We start from the raw sequence: 17,579 nt of genomic DNA on the forward strand, positions 1-17,579 counted from the left end.
TGTTCGGCAGGCTCATCCGATCACCCCCAGATCGCGGCCCACCGTCGCAAAGGCGGCCAGCGCGCGGTCAAGCTGGTCTGTCGTCAGCGCCGCATTCATCTGCGTGCGCAGCCGCGCCCGACCATGCGGCACCACCGGATAGAAGAAGCCCGAGACATAGACCCCCTGTTCGAACAGCCCGGCCGCCATCTTCTGCGCCAGCGGCGCCTCGCCCAGCATCACCGGCACGATGGGATGCTGGCCATCCAGCAGATCGAACCCCAGATCGCCCAGCCCCTTGCGCCAATAACGCGCGTTGTCGAACAGCCGTTCGCGCAGATCCGCGCCCTGTTCCACCAGCCGGATCGCCTCGATCCCGGCGGCGACGATCGAGGGCGGCAGCGCGTTCGAGAACAGATAGGGGCGCGAGCGTTGGCGCAGCAGGTCAATCACCGGCTGCGGCCCGGCGACATAGCCGCCCATCGCCCCGCCAAGCGCCTTGCCCAACGTGCCGGTCAGGATATCCACGTCAACGCCGAAATGATCCGGCGTTCCGGCCCCGCGCGGCCCCATGAAGCCGGTGGCATGGCAGTCATCCACCATCACCGTCGCGTCGTATTCCCGCGCCAGCCGGGTGATCGCCGGCAAATCGGCCAGATAGCCGTCCATGGAAAACACGCCATCGGTGGCGATCATCACGTGACGCGCACCCGCCTCGCGCGCCTCGCGCAGCCTTGCCTCAAGATCGGCCATGTCGTTGTTGGCATAGCGATAGCGTCGGGCCTTGCACAGCCGGATCCCGTCGATGATCGAGGCATGGTTCAGCGCATCCGACACGATGGCGTCCTCGGGGCCCAGAAGCGGCTCGAACAGGCCGCCATTGGCATCGAAACAGGCGGCGTAAAGGATCGCATCGTCCGTGTTCAGGAAATCGGCCAGCTTCTGTTCCAGCGCACGGTGCAGATCCTGCGTGCCGCAGATGAAGCGCACCGAGGCCATGCCGAACCCCTTGCTGTCCATCGCGTCCCGCGCCACCCGGATCAGATCGGGATGATCGGCCAGCCCCAGATAGTTGTTGGCGCACAGATTGATCACCTCGCGGTCGCCGACGGAAATCCGGGTTCCCTGCGGCGACGTGATCAGGCGTTCGCGCTTCATCAGCCCATCGGCGTCGATGGTCTCAAGCGTGGAGCGGACATCTTCAAGAAAACTGGCGGGCATCGGCGGCTCCTGCGATCTTGGCGCAATTTAACTCATGGCAGAATCGGCCGTTTCCGATGATCGGCACCTCATGCGCGCCCGGCACCCGGATCTGGCTGACCTGCTGATATTCCAGCAGACCGGCGAAATCCACCTGCAAGGTGCGGGTCAGGTACCACAGCGAGACGGTGGACGAAGATTGCGCGCGTCCGGTCTGCAGGCCAGGCCCGACGCTGACCGTATTCCAGGCGGAAAACGGCGGCGGTCTCTCTCCACCTTCCGCCGTCAAAGGCAGGCGTCGGCTCTTCGATCACCGTCTGCCTGTCCAGCCCAGAGGTCACCGCCCCCGTCAGTGGGTCCAGGGCGCGCGACGGTCGGTCGCGAAATTCTCGCCATAGCCGCGCGGGCGGACGTTCAGCCCGCGCCGATCGGGGTGCTGCACGACGTAATCCAGCCCGTGGTCGCGGGCATAGTCCTCTGCCTGCTTGCGCGTCTCAAAGCGCAGGCGCACCTGGCTTTGCGTATCGTCGCTGCTGGTCCAGCCCATCAGCGGGTCGATCTTGCGCGGATCGGCATGCGGAAACTCCAGCACCCAGCCCTTGGTCCGCGCCGTTCCCGACTGCATGGCGTTACGGGCCGGCTGATAGATGCGCACACGCATGTCGAAAAAACCTCCTGGGCTGCTGCCCTGCGTTTATCGCCAAAGCCCCGCGCCGGATCAAGCCCTCAAACCGAAGGGGGACCGTGGTGACCCCGGCAGGATTCGAACCTGCAACCTGCCCCTTAGGAGGGGGCTGCTCTATCCAGTTGAGCCACGGGGCCGTTCGTCCGTCCTTTTGAACGCGCCAGCCCGGTTTGGCAAGGTTGTCGCGAGCGGTGGCGTTCGCTAACATCGCGTATCGTTTCCGTCACGTCTGGCCCGTCATGACCGCTTCCCGTCCCCGCCGTCCCCTGACCCTGCGCGACGTGTCCGAAGCCTCGGGGGTGTCCGAGATGACCGTCAGCCGGGTGCTGCGCAATCGCGGCGACGTGTCGGCCGCCACGCGCGAAAAGGTGCTGACGGCGGCCAAGATGCTGGGCTATGTGCCCAACAAGATCGCGGGCGGGCTGGCCAGCCAGCGGGTGAACCTGGTCGCGGTGGTGATCCCGTCCCTGTCGAACCTGGTCTTTCCCGATGTGCTGGGCGGCATCTCGGCCGAGCTGGACGACACCGGGCTGCAACCGGTGATCGGGGTCACCAACTATTCCCCCGCGCGCGAAGAGATGGTGCTGTATGACATGCTGTCCTGGCGACCCTCGGGCGTGATCCTGGCGGGGGTCGAGCACAGCAAGGCGTCGCGCGCGATGCTGACCAATGCCGGCATTCCGGTGGTCGAGATCATGGATATCGACGGCGAAGGGATCGACACGCTGGTCGGTATCTCGCATATCCGCGCGGGCCGCGAGATGGCGGCGCGGATCGTGGCCGCCGGGTATCGCCGCATCGGTTTCGTCGGCACCCACATGCCCGAGGATCATCGCGCCCGCAAACGGCTGGCCGGGTTCGAGACGGGCCTTGGCGAGGCCGGTTTGCAGCTTGAGGCGCGGGAATATTATCAGGGCGGATCGTCGCTGCTGAAGGGCCGGGAACTGACCGGGCGGATCCTGGGCCGCGCGCCCGATCTGGATTTCCTGTATTTCTCGAACGACATGATCGGCGCGGGCGGGCTGCTGCATTGTCTGGACAAGGGCTACGACATTCCCGGCCGGATCGGTCTTGCCGGGTTCAACGGCGTCGATCTTCTGGACGGGTTGCCGGTGCAACTGGCCACCACGGACGCGCGCAGGCTTGATATCGGCCGCCGCGCCGCGCGGCTGGTCGCGGGCAAGGATACGCCGCCGGCCGACCGGATCGTGGCGCTGACGCCCAGCTTCCGGCCCGGCGATACCATTCGCGCGACCTGACCGCTTTGTCTTGTGGCGCGGGCGGTCTGCCCCTATCTGGGACAGCATGGAAATTCCGTATCTGAACCGGCTGATCGGGCGCGGGCCGCATGTCTCGGTCGTGCGGCTGCACGGCGCCATCGGCATGGCCGGGCGCAGCGGTGCGCTGAGCGACGCGGCGCTGGCGCCGCTGATCGAACGCGCGTTCCGCAGGGGCAAGCCGGTCGCGGTGGCGCTGTCGATCAATTCGCCGGGCGGATCGCCGGTGCAATCCTCGCTGATCGCCGCGCGGATCCGGCGACTGGCCGACGAGACCGGCACCCCGGTCCACGCCTTCGTCGAGGACATGGCCGCATCGGGCGGATACTGGCTGGCCTGCGCGGGCGACCGGATCTGGGCGGATGAAAGCTCGGTCTTGGGGTCGATCGGGGTGATCTCGGCCGGGTTCGGGTTTCAGGACCTGATCGCCCGTTGGGGGATCGAGCGGCGGGTCCACACCGCCGGCCAGTCGAAATCGACGCTGGACCCGTTCCGCCCCGAAAAGCCCGAGGATGTGGCGCGGCTGCACAACGTGCTGGAACCGATCCACCAGGCCTTCAAGGATCACGTGCGCACCCGCCGCGGCGACCGGCTGAGCGGGACGCAAGACCTGTTCACCGGCGAGTTCTGGGCCGGACGCGAGGCGGTGCGCCTGGGGCTGGCCGACGGCATCGGCCATCTGGTGCCGCAGATGAAGTCGCTTTACGGCGACCGGACCCGCTTTACCGTCCACCGCCCGCGCCAGTCGCTGTTCCGCCGGCTTGGCCTGTCGGCCCAGTCGCTGATCGACAGCGCCGAGGAACGCGCGGCCTTTGCCCGGTTCGGGGCGCAGGGATGAGCGTTCGTGTCGTCGTCCTGTTCCTGCTGATCATGGTCGCGCTGGCGCTGTTCAGCGGGCCGGGCTTTCGCAGGTTTCTTGCCAAAGTCTTGGGGCTGAAGCGTCGTGATCGTTGATATCGCGCTGGTTCTGGCGGGGCTGGCGCTGCTGGTTCTGGGCGGCGATCTGCTGGTCAAGGGCGCGGTGAACCTGTCGCTGAGGCTGGGCATCACGCCGCTGGTCGTCGGACTGACGGTCGTGGCCTTCGGCACATCGGCACCCGAACTGATCGTCTCGCTGTCGGCCGCGCTGAGGGGGGCGACCGACATCGCTGTGGGCAATGTCGTCGGCTCGAACATCGCCAATGTGCTGATGATCCTTGGCGCGGCGGCGATGATGTCGGGCATCGTCACGCGCGGTCACGATCTGCGCGAAAGCTGGGCGATGATGATCGCGGCCTCGGTTCTGCTGATCGTGCTGGCCTTTCTGGGCCCCATCGGGCGGGTCGAGGGCGCGATCCTGCTGGCCGCGCTTGGGCTGGTGCTGTGGCGGCAACTGTCCAGCGCCCGCGCGCAGGATCAGGACGCCACCGATCTTGAGGGCGTGGCGCTTGGCGCGCGCTGGCGGCGGATCCTGATCTGGCTGGCGGGCGGGCTGATCGCCCTGCCGGTCGGGGCCAATCTGCTGGTCGGCGGCGCCAGCGACATCGCGCTGGCCTTCGGCATCAGCGAGGCGGTGATCGGCCTGACCCTTGTTGCGGTGGGAACCTCGCTGCCGGAACTGGCCGCCTCGGTCGCCGCGGCGATGCGCGGGCGGGCGGACATGGCGCTTGGGAACGTGGTGGGATCGAACATCTTCAACATCCTGTCGATCCTGGGGCTGACGGCCCTGGTCCGGCCGCTGCCCGTCCCGGCCGAGATGATGCGCCTGGATCTGTGGGTCATGCTGGCCAGTTCGCTGCTGCTGGCGCCGTTCCTGTTCCGCGGCATTCCGATCGGCCGGCTGGCCGGGGCCGGGTTCGTGCTGGCATATTGCGCTTATGTGTGGGTGCTGTTGTAGCCGACCCCGAAAACGCCGCGCCGCAGGTCCTGCGGGCTTTTGTCCACCTGATGATGAAGCTGCGCCAACCCTGCCGGATTCCTTGGAAATTTCGCCTCCGCGACCCCCGATGAATAAAAATATCCTGCTTTATCAAACTCTTGATCTTCTGCCTATTTTAGCGGCAGGTTCACGAAACCGTAACGATTGCTGGCCCGGGGCCGCCTCTCTCACAGCTCGCCCACAGAGTTATCCACAGGAGTCGTGGACAGCTTCACCCTTGCATTCGCCCTGCGGAACTTGCAGCCGGGGGCGGGAATCACTTTCTAAGCTGACATGACGCAAAAGACCGGCCACGCGCTGATACACGACTATCTGCGAACCCTTGACGGCAGTCCCGGCGTCTATCGGATGCTGGATGCGCAGGGGGCGGTTCTGTATGTCGGCAAGGCGCGCGACCTGAAGGCGCGGGTGTCGAACTATGCACGACCCTCGGGCCACTCGGCGCGGATCGCGCGGATGATCCGCGACACCGCCTCGATGATGTTCCTGACCACGCGCACCGAGACCGAGGCGCTGCTGCTGGAACAGAACCTCATCAAGCAGCTGAAGCCGCGCTATAACGTGCTGCTGCGCGACGACAAGTCGTTCCCGAACATTCTTGTCGCCAAAAGCCACGACTTTCCGCAGATCAAGAAACATCGCGGCGCCAAGTCGGAAAAGGGCGACTATTACGGCCCATTCGCCAGCGCGGGCGCCGTCAACCGCACGCTGACCCAGTTGCAGCGCGTCTTCCTGCTGCGCAACTGCACCGATTCCACGTTCGAATCGCGCACCCGGCCCTGTCTTCTGTACCAGATCAAGCGGTGCAGCGCGCCCTGTGTCGGACGCATCGACAAACGGGAATACGGCGCATTGGTGGCCGATGCCGAACGGTTCCTGCAAGGCAAGACGACCGACATCCAGGCCGCGCTGGCCGACGAGATGGCCCGCGCCGCCGAGGCGATGGAATACGAACGCGCCGCCGCGCTGCGCGACCGGATCAAGGCGCTGACGGCGGTGCAATCGGTTCAGGCCGTGAACCCGCGCGGCGTGGCCGAGGCCGATATCGTCGCGCTGCACATGGAAAGCGGTCAGGCCTGCGTTCAGGTCTTCTTCATCCGCGGCAATCAAAGCTGGGGCAACCGCGATTTCTATCCCCGGCTTGGCGGCGTCGAAAGCCCGGACGAGGTGATGCAGGCGTTCCTGCTGCAATTCTATGACGACAAGCCGCCGCCCCGGCAGATCCTGCTGTCCCATGCGCCCGAAGATCCCGATCTGACCGCCGATGTGATGGCCGGCCGCGCGGGCCGCAAGGTCGAGGTGCTGGTCCCGCAGCGCGGCGAGAAGGTCGAACTGGTCGCCAACGCCCTGCGCAACGCCCGCGAAAGCCTGGCCCGGCGCATGTCCGAAAGCGCGGCGCAGGCCCGGCTGCTGGAAGGGGTCGGCGAGGCGTTCGACCTGCCGGTCACGCCGCGCCGGATCGAGATCTATGACAACAGCCACATCATGGGCACGAACGCGGTCGGCGGCATGGTCGTCGCCGGTCCCGAAGGCTTCATCAAAAGCCAGTATCGCAAGTTCAACATCAAGGGCACCGAGATCACGCCGGGCGACGATTTCGGCATGATGAAAGAGGTGCTGACGCGCCGCTTCAGCCGCCTGCTGAAGGAAGACCCCGACCGCCGCACCGACGCCTGGCCCGATCTGCTGCTGATCGACGGCGGCGCCGGGCAGGTCTCGGCCGTGGACGGCATCCTGGCCGATCTGGGAGTTGACGATATTCCGGTGGTCGGCGTCGCCAAGGGCGTGGACCGCGACCACGGGAAAGAGGAATTTCACCGCCCCGGACGCCGCCCCTTCGCGCTGCGCATGAACGATCCGGTGCTGTATTTCATCCAGCGCCTGCGCGACGAGGCGCATCGGTGGGCCATCGGCACCCATCGCGCCAGGCGCGCCAAGTCGGTGATGGCCAACCCGCTGGACGAGATCGCGGGAATCGGCGCGGCGCGCAAACGCGCGCTGCTGGCCCATTTCGGCAGCGCCAAGGCCGTCAGCCGCGCCGGGGTCGAGGATCTGCAGGCGGTCGAGGGCATCTCGGCCGCGATGGCGCAGAAGGTCTATGACCATTTTCATGCCAAGGGCTGACGGCTTTTGCACCGCCTCATCTGATCGGTCAAAATTTACGGTAGCTGCTTACCGCCTGCCCGGCGTTGCTTCACGTTATGGTTGCGACCTGCTCATCCGAACCCTTGATGAAGAAGAAGGAGGCTGCCATGCCCCACCTCCCCCCTTTCGGCCGTGTCGTGGACCGCAGGCCGGTCCACGCCCCCGACGATGCGCTGTCGCAGGACCGATGGACCGATTCCGGCGATGAACTGATCCGGCTGAACGCCAGAATCACCGACAACAATATCGGCGGCAGCGATCCGACCTTGCAGGTTCGCGCCCATGACGGCGTCAACTGGACCATCGAACTGGCCAGCCGCAGCCGCAATGCCAGGGCGGGGCTGACCGAATCGCAGGCGCTGCCCGGCGATCAGGTCTCGGTCGTCGGCCGCCGGACGGCGCAGTTCGGCGAGAACCGCATCAAGGCCACGCATGTCACCATCGGCGACAAGACGTTCGATCTGTCCGAGGAGGGCGCGGCCTGAGGCCTTGAACCCGCGCGCGGCAATGCGCCGCACCGCGGCCGGCGGACCCGGCGGGCCGATTGGCCCGGCGCGGCACCGCCGCCTCTTCCCAACCGGCGCGGCAAGGACTAGCCTGCCGCCATGCCCTGGAACATTCCCAATCTTCTGACCCTTCTGCGGCTGCTGGCGGCGCCGGCGGTGCCGCTGATGTTTCTGTATTTCCACCGTCCCTGGGCTGACTGGGCGGCGCTGACGATCTTCCTGATCGCGGCGATCACCGACTGGTTCGACGGCTATCTGGCGCGCGCATGGGAACAGGAAAGCCGCTTCGGCGCGGCCATGGACCCGATCGCGGACAAGGCGATGGTGGTGATCGCCATCGTCGTCATCACCGGCTATTCCGGGATGAACCCGTGGCTGATCCTGCCCGCGACCGTCATCCTGTTCCGCGAGGTGTTCGTATCCGGCCTGCGCGAATTTCTGGGCTCCAGCGCAAAGCTGCTGAAGGTCACCAGGCTGGCCAAGTGGAAGACGACCTGCCAGATGGTCGCCATCGCGGTGCTGTTTCTGGGCACCGGGCTTGCCTATGTCGAACATGGCCGGCCGCCTCTGGTCGGCGAAGGCCAGTTGCCGTGGTCCGACAGCTGGTCCGATCTGGCCAACCAGATCGGTCTGGCGCTGATCTGGATCGCGGCCGCGCTGACCGGCTGGACCGGTTGGGACTATTTCGCCAAGGCGCGGCCCCATCTGAAGGAGCCCGGACATGACGCTTGACGTGCTTTACTTTGCCTGGCTGCGCGAACGCATCGGCCTGCCGCGCGAAACGGTGCAGACGCAGGCGGTCACCGTGCGCGATCTGGTCGCGGAACTGTCGGCACGCGACGATTGGCACGCCGCCGCCTTTGCCGATCTTGGCGCGGTGCGCTGCGCCGTCGATCAGGTGCTGACCGATCTGGACGCGCCGCTTGGCGAGGCCCGCGAAGTGGCGTTCTTCCCGCCGATGACCGGAGGTTGAGATGTCTGCCCGCGTCCAGTCCGACCCTTTCGATCCGGCGGCCGAACTGGCCGGCTTTGGCCGGGGCGCGGGTGCGGTCGTGACCTTCACCGGCATCGTGCGCGACGACACCGGCCGAATGGCCGCGCTTGAGATCGAACATTATCCCGCCATGACCGAACGCGCCCTGGCCGAATTCGGCGAACGGGCGGCACGCCGGTTCGACCTGACGGACTGGCGTATCGTCCATCGCCACGGCCGGCTTGCGGTCGGCCAGCCGATCATGATGGTCGCCACCGCCGCGCGTCACCGCAAGGCGGCCTTTCAGGCGGCGGATTACCTGATGGACTGGCTGAAATCGCGCGCGCCGTTCTGGAAACGCGAAATCGCTCAGGACGGCGGCAGCCGATGGGTGGACGCGAAAGCCGATGACGAAGACGCGCTGACCCGCTGGCAGCACGACCTCTAGACCGCCGCCGCAGGCCGCGTCGCGGAACCCGCGCCCCGCCCTGTCGTTGGGACCCAAAGCCCCCTCGACAGGAGCGTTCCATGACCTATTCCCGTTTTCTGGCCACCATCGCGGTCTCGACCGTCGCCATGTTCGTGATGATGTATCTCAACACCTATGCCTGGGGTCATGTCTGGTTCAGCCAGACGCGGGCATGGATGGCGCTGTATATGGGCGGCGGCATGGCGATCGTCATGCTGGCGGCGATGTGGGGGATGTTCCCCCACCGGACCGCCAACATCACCGGTCTGGTGCTGGCGGCTTTGATCTTCCTTCTGGGCGTGTTCATGGTGCGCAGCCAGACCACGGTAAACGACGTGTCGTGGATGAAGGCGATGATCCCGCACCACTCGATCGCGATCCTGACCAGTTCGCGGGCCAATATCGAGGATGCGCGGGTGCGCGCCCTGGCCGACCGGATCATCGAGGCGCAGCGGCTTGAGATCGCCGAGATGGAGGCGCTGATCGCCGATCTTCAGGGTGGACCGACCGCAACCCCCGCCGTGGATGGCCGGTGATCGGCGGCAGGAAAGGAGACCACGCGATGTCCAGAACCGCCACACTTTACCGCATGGTGATGCCCAAGCATCTGTGCCCGTTCGGGCGCAAATCGAAATGGCTGCTGGAAAGGCACGGTTTCGAGGTCGAGGATCACAAGCTGCGCACGCGCGAGGAAACCGACGCCTTCATGCAGGAACACGGGGTGGACACCACGCCGCAGGCCTGGATCGACGGCGAACGCATCGGCGGATACGACGATCTGCGCGCACATTTCGGAAATCCGCTGCCGGAAGAGGGCGACACCAGCTATACCCCCGTCATCGCGATCTTTGCGGTCGCGGCCCTGATCGCGCTGGCGATGTCATGGCTGATCGGCGGTCCTTGGTGGATGGTGGTGCCGCGCTTTGCCGCGACCGCGATGGTGCTTCTGGGGCTGCAGAAATTGCAGGACGTGGAAAGCTTTTCCACGATGTTTCTCAACTATGACCTGCTGGCGCAGAAATGGGTGCCTTACGGTTATGCCTATCCGTTTCTGGAAACCGGGGCGGGCATCCTGATGATCGCCTCGGTCCTGCCGTTCCTGTCCGGGCCGGTCGCGCTGTTCATCGGCTGCATCGGCGCGTGGTCGGTGTTCCGCGCCGTCTATATCGAGAAACGGGAACTGAAATGCGCCTGCGTCGGCGGCAACAGCAACGTGCCGTTGGGCTTCGTGTCGCTGACGGAAAATCTGGTGATGATCGGGATGGGGGCCTTTACGCTGCTGCGCGCCGTGATGTGAGGCCCGGTCCCGCCCGCTGCCTCAGATCGGCAGGGGCGAGTGTCACGACGCCAGCTTCATCATCGCGATGCCGCCCACGATCAGCGCCGCCGCCCCCAGACGGCCGGGCGTGACAGCCTCGCCGAACAGCACGATGCCCAGAACGAAGCTGCCAAGCGCGCCGATCCCCGTCCAGACCATATAGGACGTGCCAAGCGGCAATTCCCGCATCGCCAGCGCCAGCAGCCAGAATGAGCTGATCATCCCCAGAACCATGATCGCGGTGGGCCAGAACCGGGTGAAGCCGTCGGATTGCTTCATCGCCGTGGCCCAGACGATTTCCAGCAATCCGGCGACAAGCAGGGTAAGCCAGGGCATCGAAACTCTCCGAAAAAAAAGGCCGGGCCGTCCCGGCGCGCATGACCCGAACAAAGCAAGGTCGTCCTTGACGCGGACCCTAATTGCGGCGTCGGCGGCGGGCAAGCCTGCGCCGCTCCTCGCCCTCTTTCCAAATACCTCCGGGGGTCGGGGGGCAGGCAGCCCCCCGCCGTCGCGGGACGCAGGGCAAGGCCGCCATCGTGGTGCCTCAGCGCAGCCCCAGACCGGCGCGCATCATCAGGCGGCGCACCGGGGCGATGCCGTAAAGCCCGCCCAGGGCGGCTGCGCGCAGATCGCGCAGGGGCCGCGCGCGCGCCTGGCTGGCGCGGTTCAGCGCGTCGATGCCCAACAACCGCGCATAGGCGTCGGGACGACGCGCCCGGTCATAGTCGCGCAGCGACTCCGCCCGGCCCGGATCGTCGCCCGACAACTCGATCAGCGCGCCAAGATCGGCCAGGCTCATGTTCAGGCCCTGCGCGCCGATGGGCGGCACGACATGGGCCGCCTCGGCGATCAGCGCCGTGCGCGGCCCGGCGAACCGATCCGCGATCTGGCTGATGATGGGCCAGCGGGTCAGCTGCGTCGCCTGCGTCAGATGGCCCAGCACGCCGGCGGAACGGGCGTTCAGCTCAACCTCGAACGCCTCGCGCGGCAGCGCCGCCAGCCGCGCGGCCTCGCGCCCGTCCTCCATCCACACCACGGCCGAGCTGGGCCGGCCGTCGCGATCCGGCAGCGGGACCAGCGTGAACGGCCCGCCCGAACGGTGGATCTCGGTCGAGACATTGTCGTGGGGCCGCTCATGCGTGACGGCGAATGCCAGCGCCTTCTGGCCATAGCGCAGGGTCCGCACGCCGATGCCCAACGCGCGGCGCACCGGCGAATCGCGCCCGTCGGCCCCGATCAGCAGGCGCGCGCGCAGACGCCGCCCGTCCGACAGGCCGACCAGCGCGCCTTCGTCGCGGGCCACGACATCAGCGGTGCCGGTGCCGGGCTGAAAGCGCACCGTCTGCAACTGCGTCAGCCGCGCCGAGATTTCGCGCCGCAGCAGCCAGTTGGGCAGGTTCCAGCCAAAGGGCTGATCGCCGATCTCGGAGGCATCGAATTCGCGGGTCAGCCGGGCCTCGGGGCGCGCGCCGCCCGCATCCACGATCCGCATCACCTGCAAGGGCGTGGCAAAGGGCGCCAGCCGGTCCCACAGCCCGATCCGCCGCAGCAGGTCGACCGAGGGCGCAAGGAACGCGGTGGACCGCAGATCGGCGCCCGAGGCGGCCTCGTCCGTCACCGGCGGCGCGGGATCGACGCACAGCACCGAAAACCCGCGCGACCCGAAAGCTGCGGCGGCGATCAGCCCGGCGATGCCGCCGCCCGAAATCAGGATGTCGATATCTTCGAAATCGCCGGCCATTACCGCCCCCGCATGGATGCGCCGACCCTGCGCCAGCCACGCGGGCGGCGACAGGGGACGCGCTGTCGCAGCCTAGTTGCCTGCGGTGAAGGCCAGCATGATCGCGAACACGATCACCGTCAGGACGATGCCGATCAGGCCCAGCACGTGCAGGCCGAAGGCCAGGACCAGCAGCACGGCCACGACCAGCACGGCGGCGATGGCCAGATAGATGCGGACGGCAAGGCGGTGGCTTTCGGAATCGGAAAGATCGGACATGGCATGGGCTCCTTCAGGGATCGGCGCGTTCCGCCTTCATCTAGCCCGGATCAGGACCGCGCGGCAATCGCCTGCAGAAAGCCGGTCAGATCGTCGGTCCGGTGGCCGACATGATCCATCGCGTCGTCCGCCGCGTCGTCAACCGCATCGGCATCGCTGCTCGGTCCGCGATGCCCCGGCCCGACCAGAACGGTGCGCATCCCCATGCTGTGGGGAATCTCCAGATTGCGGGGATCGTCCTCGAAAAACGCGGCGCGGGTCGGGTCGATCCCGGCCATCTCGATCACCGCGTCGAATGCGGCGCGCTGCGGCTTGGGATGGAAACCGGTTTCCTCGACGCCATAGATCGCCTCGAACAGATCCAGCCCGCGCGCGGCCAGCACCTTGCCGGCATAGGTCGAATCGGCGTTCGTGTGCACGATCTTGCGCCCCGGCAGCGCGGCGATGGCGGCGGCCAGATCGGGCGCCGGGGCAAGCGCGGTGAAATCGATGTCGTGAACCTCGGCCAGATAGGAAAGCGGGTCGATCGCGTGTTCGGCCATCAGCCCGGCCAGCGTCGTGCCGTGCCGGCGCCAGTAATCGCGCCGCAGATGATCGGCGTCCCCCTGTTCGACCGCAAGCAGCCGCATGACATAGGCGGTCATCCGCGCCTCGATCTGCGGAAACAGCGCCATGTCGGGCGGGTAAAGCGTATTGTCCAGATCGAAGATCCAGACATTCACATGCGCGAAATCCATATGCGCCGCATATCCCGGCCACGGCGCGCTTGCAATCGCCGACGCCAGCGCCAATCGTGTCGGCCATGAAGGACGACGCCTATTCCCTGATCCTGACCGCCATCGAGGCGGGCACATACCGCCCCGGCGACCGGCTGGTCGAATCCGAGCTGGCCGAGCGGTTCGGCGTCAGCCGCACCCCCGTGCGCGAGGCGTTGCAGCGGCTTGAGACGCAGGCGATGCTGGTCCGCGACGGGCGCAGCCTGATCGTCGCCTCGCTGGATCACAACCAGCTGGCCGAACTGTATGTCGTGCGCGCCGAGCTCGAGGCGCTGGCGGCGCGGCTGGCCGCGCGCCACGCCACCCCCGAAGAGGTCAGGGTGCTGGCGCAGATGGTGGCCGAGGATCACAAGGCCATCGGCAATCCGCAGATGCTGGCCCGCGCCAACAAGCGGTTTCACCACCAGATCCATCTGGCCTCGCATAACCGGTATCTGGTCCAGCAGCTTGATCTGGTCCATCGCAGCATGGCGCTGATGGCGCGAACCTCGCTGGCCGCCGACGGGCGGGGCGAAACGGCGCTGGCCGAACACAAGCGGATCGTCGATGCCATCGCGGCGGGCGATGGCGACGCCGCCGACCGCGCGCTGCGCCAGCATATCTCGATGGCGTGGGAAACCCGCCTCAGGCTCGAGGCGCAGGGCGATCATGCCTGACCCGGCGCCGCTGACCCTGACACAGGCCGATCCCAAGAACCTGATCCGCGAAAGTTTCCGGATCGAGGGGATCGGCGCACCCGAATGCCGGTCGATCTTCGTGGACTGGGCGCTGTCGCTGCCCGATCACGTCGCGCCGGTCTCGGCCATCCGCCTGCTGCTGGATCACTATGCGCCGCAGGCGGCCCCCGGCGCGCAGGCCCATCCGATGGTCGCGGTGCTGGTCGAGGGGGCGCAGTCGGGCGCATCCGTCGCGCGGCGGCGCGGCGGCCGCGCCGCCCGGCTGGCGCGATGATCCCGTGACCGGCCGCCTGATCCGCACCGAAGACGATCTGGCCGAGGGCGCGGCCCATCTGGCGCGGGTCTGCCCGGTCTGGGCGCGCATCCTGCCCCGGATCGGTCCGCTGCCGCTGCGCCGCCGCGAGGACGGGTTCGACGCCATCGCCAGCGCCATCGTCGGGCAGCAGATCTCGGTCGCGGCGGCGGCCTCGATCTGGGAGCGGATGGCGGTGGCGGGTCTGCTGACGCCGCAGGGCATCGCCGCCGCCAGCGACGAGGATCTGCGCAAGGCCGGGCTGTCGCGGCCCAAGGCACGCTATCTCAGGGGCATCGCCGCCGCGAATCTCGACTGGCACGCGCTGCGCGAGATGAGCGACGATGATGCCATTGCCACACTGGTCGCGCTGCCGGGTATCGGCGTCTGGACGGCCGAGATCTATCTGAAATTCGCGCTTGGCCGCCCGGATGTCTTCGCCGCCGGCGATCTGGCCCTGCAAGAGGCCGCGCGCCAGATGTACGGGCTGAAGGATCGTCCCGGCCCCGCCGCCCTGCGCGAGATGGCGCAGCCCTGGCGTCCCTGGCGTGCGGTTGCGGCGCGGGGGCTGTGGGCCTATTACCGGCTGGCAAAAGGACGCGAGGGAATCCGATGACAGAACTGAAATCCGCCCGCAAGGGACCGCAGGACGCGGATGCGGTGGTCGTGTTCCTGCACGGCTATGGCGCGGACGGCGCCGATTTGCTGGGTCTGGCCGACCCGCTGGCCCCGCATCTGCCGAAGACCGCGTTCTACGCCCCCGACGCGCCCGAACGCAGCCGGAACAATCCGCTTGGCTATCAATGGTTTCCGATCCCGTGGCTGGACGGGTCGTCCGAACAGGACGCGAAGACGGCGATGGAGGGCTCGGTCGCGGCGATCAACGGGTTCCTGGACAAGGTCCTGGCCGATGAGGGGCTGTCTGCCGACCGGATGGTGGTGGTCGGATTTTCGCAGGGAACGATGATGGCGCTGCACGTTCTGCCCCGCCGCGCCGAGGCGGTGGCGGGCATCGTCGGATTCTCGGGCCGGCTGCTGGCGCCCGAATCGCTGGCGGCCGAGGCCCGCGTGAAGCCGCCCGTCGTGCTGATTCATGGCGATCAGGACCCGATGGTTCCGTTCGAGGATATGGCACTGGCCGGCGAGGCGCTGGAAAAGGCCGGGTTCACCGTCTATGGCCATGTGATGAAGGGCACCGGGCACGGCATTGCGCCCGACGGCTTGTCCGTCGCGCTTGCCTTCATCAAGGATCGGTTGGGCAAATAGGCGACACTCGCGCCTCAGCGCCAGATCGCGGGGTCGGCAATCTCGATCGAATTTCCGGCCGGATCGCGGAAATAGATCGAGCGGGCGCCGTTCGGCCAATGGAAATCCGCCTCGATCCCGATTCCGTGCGCCAGAAGATGCGTGCGCCACGCATCCAGCATGTCCCCTTCGGCGGCAAGGCAGACATGGCCCGGCCCGCGCGTACCGTGCGGCGGAACCGGAAACCGCGCGTCCGTGGACGGCGGTTGTTCGGTCGCGTCGGGCCGAAAGACCAGCAGGACCTGCGGGCGCGGCGTGTCGGTCACGCGAAAGAAGACGTGGCGGCCCGGGACGGACTGGAACGGGTGCAGCCCGATCACATCGCGCCAGAAGACCGTGGCCGCCTCCAGATCGTCGGCGTAAAGCGCGGTTTCCAGCGTTCCAAGCAGGTCGGGCGGGGTCTTCGACATACCGATACAGTGCCATTGCGGCCGTCAAAGGGCAATCTTCCCGCGCGGCGTGATCGCGGCGGACGCGACAACTGCGCGTGACAGATACATGCGGGGGGTTGTCAGGGCCTCGACCCGATATATAGTCGCTTTTGCGAATCTGACGGGCTCCCCCGCCGCGCCAAGTGGGGGGCAGGCGGGAAGGCACCATGCTGGACGAATATCATCGGACGGAATTTCGGACCCGGTTCGTGCGCGAACCCGGCAATCTGCGCCATCACCCCGCACTGGTGCTGAACGCGGATTATCGGCCGCTCAGCTATTATCCGCTGTCGCTGTGGCCCTGGCAGGAGGCGATCAAGGCCGTCTTCCTTGATCGCGTGACCATCATCGCCGAATACGACGAGGTGGTCCGAAGTCAGCGGCAGGCGTTCAGGATCCCGTCGGTCGTCGTTCTCAGAGATTACGTGAAACCCCAGAAGCGCGTGGCATTCACGCGCTTCAATCTTTTTCTGCGGGATGAATTCTGCTGCCAGTATTGCGGCGCGCGCGGCGATCTGACCTTCGATCACGTCGTCCCTCGATCTCGCGGGGGGATCACCAGTTGGGAAAACGTGGTCGCAGCCTGTTCGCCCTGCAATCTGCGCAAGGCCAATCGCAGCCTGCGCCATTCCGGGATGAGCCTGCGCCGCAAACCGCGCCAGCCCTCGCCCGAAGAAATGCATTCGGTCGGACGCCGCTTTCCGCCCAATCACCTGCACGAAAGCTGGATGGATTTCCTTTACTGGGACGCCGAACTGGAAAGCTGAGCCAGAACGCCCGGCAGATCGCCATATCCGGTCGCCCGCCGTTCATATCGCAATCCCAACCGCTCGGCCGCCTCTTGCGCCCGCGCGTCCAGATCCGGATCGTCGGTCTGCGCCAGATAGATCAGGCGGTCGTAATGGCCGAAATACATGTCCCGCAGTTCCGGGTGCCGGTCCAGCCACAGCGCCCGCCACACGAAGGCATCGAACTGACGGACCAGAAAATCGGTCAGGTAGAACGCGGTGAATTCCTGTTCGGCGCGTCCCGCATGGGCCGCCACACCATCGAAAAACGCATAGCAGTGCGGACCGGGAATCATCTCGACGCCCAGCTTCGCGCAGCGCGCCTGCAACAGCCCGCCGGTGCCGCAATCGGCATAGACGACGACGATCCGGTCGTAATCGTCGCGATATTTCAGAACCGCGGCCTCGACCGCGTCGGGGATCCGTTCGGGACGCAGATGCAGATCCGCGGGCAGGCAATGCAGGTCCATGTGGTGCCAGCCATTCGCATCGCGGATCGCCAGCAACTCGCGCGCCAGCGCGCCGCAGGCCAGCATCAGGCAGCGCGGGGCTGCGGCGATCGGAAAGGCGGGCTCAGCCCTCGTGGTCATGCCGGTTGCGCTGACCCAGATGCAGCAGGGCCGCAGCCGTCAGCACGATCAGCGCCAGCGCGATTTCGGGCACGCCGGCGGCGAAGAACACGAACAGGGTCAGCGCCGCGGCCAGCAGCACGGCGACGATCAGCAGCAGGAAATGCGGCAATGGCATGACGACCCCTCTTCTTCCTTCCAATATGGGTCGCGGAAACGGGGATGAAAAGCCCGCGAAAGAAGAAAATCCGCGACGGTTTCATGCGCGACAG

The 17,579-nt window shown here is 66.8% G+C and carries 25 protein-coding genes and 1 tRNA gene; 15 read left to right on the plus strand and 11 right to left on the minus strand.

Annotation, left to right across the window (positions count from 1 at the left end):
- Positions 1-12: 12 nt before the first annotated feature.
- The 4 genes from JHW45_RS16080 to JHW45_RS16095 all read right to left on the minus strand — a co-directional run bounded on the left by JHW45_RS16080 (position 13) and on the right by JHW45_RS16095 (position 2,001).
- Positions 13-1,200, minus strand: a complete 1,188-nt coding sequence (locus JHW45_RS16080) for a glycine C-acetyltransferase (protein ID WP_272858591.1) — start codon at positions 1,198-1,200, stop codon at positions 13-15.
- Complete coding sequence (locus JHW45_RS16085; RefSeq protein WP_272858592.1) at positions 1,181-1,468, minus strand: hypothetical protein; 288 nt, start codon at positions 1,466-1,468, stop codon at positions 1,181-1,183. The genes JHW45_RS16080 and JHW45_RS16085 overlap by 20 nt, the downstream gene beginning before the upstream one ends.
- Positions 1,469-1,528: 60 nt before the next feature.
- Positions 1,529-1,840, minus strand: coding sequence for an ETC complex I subunit (locus JHW45_RS16090; protein WP_272858593.1), 312 nt, complete (start codon positions 1,838-1,840; stop codon positions 1,529-1,531).
- A gap of 84 nt (positions 1,841-1,924) precedes the next feature.
- Positions 1,925-2,001 (minus strand) — tRNA-Arg (locus JHW45_RS16095).
- A 102-nt stretch (positions 2,002-2,103) separates the two neighbouring features.
- Here JHW45_RS16095 and JHW45_RS16100 point away from each other — a divergent pair.
- From JHW45_RS16100 to JHW45_RS16145, 10 genes are all read left to right on the plus strand, one after another.
- Entirely contained in the window at positions 2,104-3,123 is a 1,020-nt protein-coding gene (locus tag JHW45_RS16100) for a LacI family DNA-binding transcriptional regulator (RefSeq protein ID WP_272858594.1), read from the plus strand.
- Between the two features lie 46 nt (positions 3,124-3,169).
- Positions 3,170-3,979, plus strand: a complete 810-nt coding sequence (locus tag JHW45_RS16105; RefSeq protein ID WP_272858595.1) for a S49 family peptidase — start codon at positions 3,170-3,172, stop codon at positions 3,977-3,979.
- A 105-nt stretch (positions 3,980-4,084) separates the two neighbouring features.
- Positions 4,085-5,017 carry a calcium/sodium antiporter gene (locus tag JHW45_RS16110; protein ID WP_272858596.1) on the plus strand — a complete coding sequence of 311 codons (933 nt, stop codon included), beginning with the start codon at positions 4,085-4,087 and terminating at the stop codon, positions 5,015-5,017.
- A gap of 315 nt (positions 5,018-5,332) precedes the next feature.
- Entirely contained in the window at positions 5,333-7,183 is a 1,851-nt protein-coding gene (gene uvrC / locus JHW45_RS16115) for an excinuclease ABC subunit UvrC (protein ID WP_272858597.1), read from the plus strand.
- 128 nt (positions 7,184-7,311) lie between these two features.
- Positions 7,312-7,689 (plus strand): hypothetical protein, encoded by a 378-nt coding sequence (locus tag JHW45_RS16120; protein ID WP_272858598.1) that lies wholly within the window; start codon positions 7,312-7,314, stop codon positions 7,687-7,689.
- Positions 7,690-7,809: 120 nt separating this feature from the next.
- Entirely contained in the window at positions 7,810-8,442 is a 633-nt protein-coding gene (gene pgsA, locus JHW45_RS16125; RefSeq protein ID WP_272858599.1) for a CDP-diacylglycerol--glycerol-3-phosphate 3-phosphatidyltransferase, read from the plus strand.
- A complete protein-coding gene (moaD, locus tag JHW45_RS16130; protein ID WP_272858600.1) occupies positions 8,432-8,683 on the plus strand; it encodes a molybdopterin converting factor subunit 1 in 252 nt (83 codons plus the stop codon). Before pgsA ends, moaD begins: the two co-directional genes overlap by 11 nt.
- A gap of 1 nt (position 8,684) precedes the next feature.
- Positions 8,685-9,131: a molybdenum cofactor biosynthesis protein MoaE gene (locus tag JHW45_RS16135; protein WP_272858601.1), complete on the plus strand. Its 447-nt coding sequence runs from the start codon at positions 8,685-8,687 to the stop codon at positions 9,129-9,131.
- Between the two features lie 80 nt (positions 9,132-9,211).
- The gene (locus JHW45_RS16140; protein WP_272858602.1) at positions 9,212-9,688 is read left to right on the plus strand and encodes a DUF305 domain-containing protein; all 477 of its coding nucleotides are present in this window, start codon (positions 9,212-9,214) and stop codon (positions 9,686-9,688) included.
- 26 nt (positions 9,689-9,714) lie between these two features.
- A complete protein-coding gene (locus tag JHW45_RS16145) occupies positions 9,715-10,449 on the plus strand; it encodes a MauE/DoxX family redox-associated membrane protein (RefSeq protein WP_272858603.1) in 735 nt (244 codons plus the stop codon).
- Between the two features lie 42 nt (positions 10,450-10,491).
- On the opposite strand, the gene JHW45_RS16150 is transcribed toward JHW45_RS16145, so the two are convergent.
- The 4 genes from JHW45_RS16150 to JHW45_RS16165 all read right to left on the minus strand — a co-directional run bounded on the left by JHW45_RS16150 (position 10,492) and on the right by JHW45_RS16165 (position 13,206).
- A complete protein-coding gene (locus JHW45_RS16150; RefSeq protein WP_272858604.1) occupies positions 10,492-10,806 on the minus strand; it encodes a DMT family transporter in 315 nt (104 codons plus the stop codon).
- Positions 10,807-11,014: 208 nt separating this feature from the next.
- A complete protein-coding gene (locus JHW45_RS16155) occupies positions 11,015-12,211 on the minus strand; it encodes a UbiH/UbiF family hydroxylase (protein WP_272858605.1) in 1,197 nt (398 codons plus the stop codon).
- Positions 12,212-12,283: 72 nt separating this feature from the next.
- A complete protein-coding gene (locus tag JHW45_RS16160; RefSeq protein WP_272858606.1) occupies positions 12,284-12,469 on the minus strand; it encodes a hypothetical protein in 186 nt (61 codons plus the stop codon).
- 50 nt (positions 12,470-12,519) lie between these two features.
- Complete coding sequence (locus tag JHW45_RS16165) at positions 12,520-13,206, minus strand: pyrimidine 5'-nucleotidase (RefSeq protein ID WP_272860645.1); 687 nt, start codon at positions 13,204-13,206, stop codon at positions 12,520-12,522.
- 65 nt (positions 13,207-13,271) lie between these two features.
- Here JHW45_RS16165 and JHW45_RS16170 point away from each other — a divergent pair, with 65 nt between their 5' ends.
- The 4 genes from JHW45_RS16170 to JHW45_RS16185 are packed head-to-tail and all read left to right on the plus strand — an operon-like array spanning position 13,272 to position 15,480.
- Complete coding sequence (locus JHW45_RS16170; protein ID WP_272858607.1) at positions 13,272-13,901, plus strand: GntR family transcriptional regulator; 630 nt, start codon at positions 13,272-13,274, stop codon at positions 13,899-13,901.
- Positions 13,894-14,196 carry a hypothetical protein gene (locus tag JHW45_RS16175; RefSeq protein WP_272858608.1) on the plus strand — a complete coding sequence of 101 codons (303 nt, stop codon included), beginning with the start codon at positions 13,894-13,896 and terminating at the stop codon, positions 14,194-14,196. Before JHW45_RS16170 ends, JHW45_RS16175 begins: the two co-directional genes overlap by 8 nt.
- Before the next feature lie 4 nt (positions 14,197-14,200).
- Entirely contained in the window at positions 14,201-14,830 is a 630-nt protein-coding gene (locus JHW45_RS16180; protein ID WP_272858609.1) for a DNA-3-methyladenine glycosylase family protein, read from the plus strand.
- Positions 14,827-15,480: an alpha/beta hydrolase gene (locus JHW45_RS16185; RefSeq protein ID WP_272858610.1), complete on the plus strand. Its 654-nt coding sequence runs from the start codon at positions 14,827-14,829 to the stop codon at positions 15,478-15,480. The genes JHW45_RS16180 and JHW45_RS16185 overlap by 4 nt, the downstream gene beginning before the upstream one ends.
- A gap of 14 nt (positions 15,481-15,494) precedes the next feature.
- Here JHW45_RS16185 and JHW45_RS16190 read toward each other — a convergent pair whose 3' ends face one another.
- On the minus strand, positions 15,495-15,929 hold the full coding sequence (locus JHW45_RS16190; RefSeq protein WP_272858611.1) for a VOC family protein: 435 nt from the start codon (positions 15,927-15,929) through the stop codon (positions 15,495-15,497).
- A gap of 188 nt (positions 15,930-16,117) precedes the next feature.
- On the opposite strand from JHW45_RS16190, the gene JHW45_RS16195 reads away from it, so the two are divergent.
- Complete coding sequence (locus JHW45_RS16195; RefSeq protein ID WP_272858612.1) at positions 16,118-16,717, plus strand: HNH endonuclease; 600 nt, start codon at positions 16,118-16,120, stop codon at positions 16,715-16,717.
- On the opposite strand, the gene JHW45_RS16200 is transcribed toward JHW45_RS16195, so the two are convergent.
- Both JHW45_RS16200 and JHW45_RS16205 read right to left on the minus strand, forming a co-directional pair.
- Positions 16,690-17,328 carry a DUF1638 domain-containing protein gene (locus JHW45_RS16200; protein WP_272858613.1) on the minus strand — a complete coding sequence of 213 codons (639 nt, stop codon included), beginning with the start codon at positions 17,326-17,328 and terminating at the stop codon, positions 16,690-16,692. The genes JHW45_RS16195 and JHW45_RS16200 overlap by 28 nt on opposite strands.
- Positions 17,312-17,485: a hypothetical protein gene (locus JHW45_RS16205; protein ID WP_272858614.1), complete on the minus strand. Its 174-nt coding sequence runs from the start codon at positions 17,483-17,485 to the stop codon at positions 17,312-17,314. Before JHW45_RS16205 ends, JHW45_RS16200 begins: the two co-directional genes overlap by 17 nt.
- Between the last annotated feature and the right edge of the window lie 94 nt (positions 17,486-17,579).

The organism is Paracoccus stylophorae (genome assembly GCF_028553765.1).
GTDB lineage: Bacteria > Pseudomonadota > Alphaproteobacteria > Rhodobacterales > Rhodobacteraceae > Paracoccus > Paracoccus stylophorae.